Here is a 3,043-nt window from a genome sequence, read left to right on the forward strand (position 1 = left end):
TTGTTCTTTGAAAACTAGATAACAATAAGTAATACATTCACATTGAATGCAATGCAAAGTTCATCACACATAGTGATTCTTTCTAAAGTAAGAAATGGTTAAGTTAGAAAGGGCGCACGGTGGATGCCTTGGCACTAGGAGCCGATGAAGGACGGGACGAACACCGATATGCTTCGGGGAGCTGTAAGCAAGCTTTGATCCGGAGATTTCCGAATGGGGAAACCCACTGCTCGTAATGGAGTAGTATCCATACTTGAATACATAGAGTATGAGAAGGCATACCCGGGGAACTGAAACATCTAAGTACCCGGAGGAAGAGAAAGCAAATGCGATTCCCTGAGTAGCGGCGAGCGAAACGGGAACAGCCCAAACCAAGAGGCTTGCCTCTTGGGGTTGTAGGACACTCTATACGGAGTTACAAAGGAACGATATAAGCGAAGAGGTCTGGAAAGGCCCGCCAAAGAAGGTAACAGCCCTGTAACTGAAATGTTGTTCTCTCCAGAGTGGATCCTGAGTACGGCGGAACACGTGAAATTCCGTCGGAATCCGGGAGGACCATCTCCCAAGGCTAAATACTCCCTAGTGACCGATAGTGAACCAGTACCGTGAGGGAAAGGTGAAAAGCACCCCGGAAGGGGAGTGAAATAGATCCTGAAACCGTGTGCCTACAAGTAGTCAGAGCCCGTTAAAGGGTGATGGCGTGCCTTTTGTAGAATGAACCGGCGAGTTACGATCCCGTGCAAGGTTAAGCAGAAGATGCGGAGCCGCAGCGAAAGCGAGTCTGAATAGGGCGCATGAGTACGTGGTCGTAGACCCGAAACCAGGTGATCTACCCATGTCCAGGGTGAAGTTCAGGTAACACTGAATGGAGGCCCGAACCCACGCACGTTGAAAAGTGCGGGGATGAGGTGTGGGTAGGGGTGAAATGCCAATCGAACCTGGAGATAGCTGGTTCTCTCCGAAATAGCTTTAGGGCTAGCCTCAAGGTAAGAGTCTCGGAGGTAGAGCACTGATTGGACTAGGGGCCCCTACCGGGTTACCGAATTCAGTCAAACTCCGAATGCCGATGACTTATCCTTGGGAGTCAGACTGCGAGTGATAAGATCCGTAGTCGAAAGGGAAACAGCCCAGACCGCCAGCTAAGGTCCCAAAGTATACGTTAAGTGGAAAAGGATGTGGAGTTGCTTAGACAACCAGGATGTTGGCTTAGAAGCAGCCACCATTTAAAGAGTGCGTAATAGCTCACTGGTCGAGTGACTCTGCGCCGAAAATGTACCGGGGCTAAACGTATCACCGAAGCTGCGGACTGTTCTTACGAACAGTGGTAGGAGAGCGTTCTAAGTGCTGTGAAGTCAGACCGGAAGGACTGGTGGAGCGCTTAGAAGTGAGAATGCCGGTATGAGTAGCGAAAGACGGGTGAGAATCCCGTCCACCGAATGCCTAAGGTTTCCTGAGGAAGGCTCGTCCGCTCAGGGTTAGTCGGGACCTAAGCCGAGGCCGAAAGGCGTAGGCGATGGACAACAGGTTGATATTCCTGTACCACCTCCTCACCATTTGAGCAATGGGGGGACGCAGGAGGATAGGGTAAGCGCGGTATTGGATATCCGCGTCCAAGCAGTTAGGCTGGGAAATAGGCAAATCCGTTTCCCGTAAAGGCTGAGCTGTGATGGCGAGCGAAATTTAGTAGCGAAGTTCCTGATTCCACACTGCCAAGAAAAGCCTCTAGCGAGGTGAGAGGTGCCCGTACCGCAAACCGACACAGGTAGGCGAGGAGAGAATCCTAAGGTGATCGAGAGAACTCTCGTTAAGGAACTCGGCAAAATGACCCCGTAACTTCGGGAGAAGGGGTGCTTCTTAGGGTGTTAAAGCCCCGAGAAGCCGCAGTGAATAGGCCCAGGCGACTGTTTAGCAAAAACACAGGTCTCTGCGAAGCCGTAAGGCGAAGTATAGGGGCTGACGCCTGCCCGGTGCTGGAAGGTTAAGAGGAGCGCTTAGCGTAAGCGAAGGTGCGAATTGAAGCCCCAGTAAACGGCGGCCGTAACTATAACGGTCCTAAGGTAGCGAAATTCCTTGTCGGGTAAGTTCCGACCCGCACGAAAGGCGCAACGATCTGGGCACTGTCTCAACGAGAGACTCGGTGAAATTATAGTACCTGTGAAGATGCAGGTTACCCGCGACAGGACGGAAAGACCCCGTGGAGCTTTACTGCAGCCTGATATTGAATGTTGGTACAGCTTGTACAGGATAGGTAGGAGCCTTGGAAACCGGAGCGCTAGCTTCGGTGGAGGCATCGGTGGGATACTACCCTGGCTGTATTGACCTTCTAACCCGCTGCCCTTATCGGGCAGGGAGACAGTGTCAGGTGGGCAGTTTGACTGGGGCGGTCGCCTCCTAAAATGTAACGGAGGCGCCCAAAGGTTCCCTCAGAATGGTTGGAAATCATTCGCAGAGTGTAAAGGCACAAGGGAGCTTGACTGCGAGACCTACAAGTCGAGCAGGGACGAAAGTCGGGCTTAGTGATCCGGTGGTTCCGCATGGAAGGGCCATCGCTCAACGGATAAAAGCTACCCCGGGGATAACAGGCTTATCTCCCCCAAGAGTCCACATCGACGGGGAGGTTTGGCACCTCGATGTCGGCTCATCGCATCCTGGGGCTGTAGTCGGTCCCAAGGGTTGGGCTGTTCGCCCATTAAAGCGGTACGCGAGCTGGGTTCAGAACGTCGTGAGACAGTTCGGTCCCTATCCGTCGCGGGCGCAGGAAATTTGAGAGGAGCTGTCCTTAGTACGAGAGGACCGGGATGGACGCACCGCTGGTGTACCAGTTGTTCTGCCAAGGGCATCGCTGGGTAGCTATGTGCGGACGGGATAAGTGCTGAAAGCATCTAAGCATGAAGCCCCCCTCAAGATGAGATTTCCCATTCCGCAAGGAAGTAAGATCCCTGAAAGATGATCAGGTTGATAGGTCTGAGGTGGAAGCGTGGTGACACGTGGAGCTGACAGATACTAATAGATCGAGGACTTAACCTATATTCTAATGTGAAGC

General features: G+C 52.5%; 1 rRNA gene. It reads left to right on the top strand.

What is annotated here, in order from left to right:
• Positions 1 to 96: 96 nt before the first annotated feature.
• Positions 97 to 3,027: ribosomal RNA gene (locus tag ACP7A0_RS18635) — 23S ribosomal RNA — on the top strand.
• The last annotated feature ends 16 nt before the right edge of the window (positions 3,028 to 3,043 follow it).

Origin of the sequence: Bacillus sp. DWP3-1, from assembly GCF_049896565.1 — a bacterium.
GTDB lineage: Bacteria > Bacillota > Bacilli > Bacillales > Bacillaceae > Bacillus.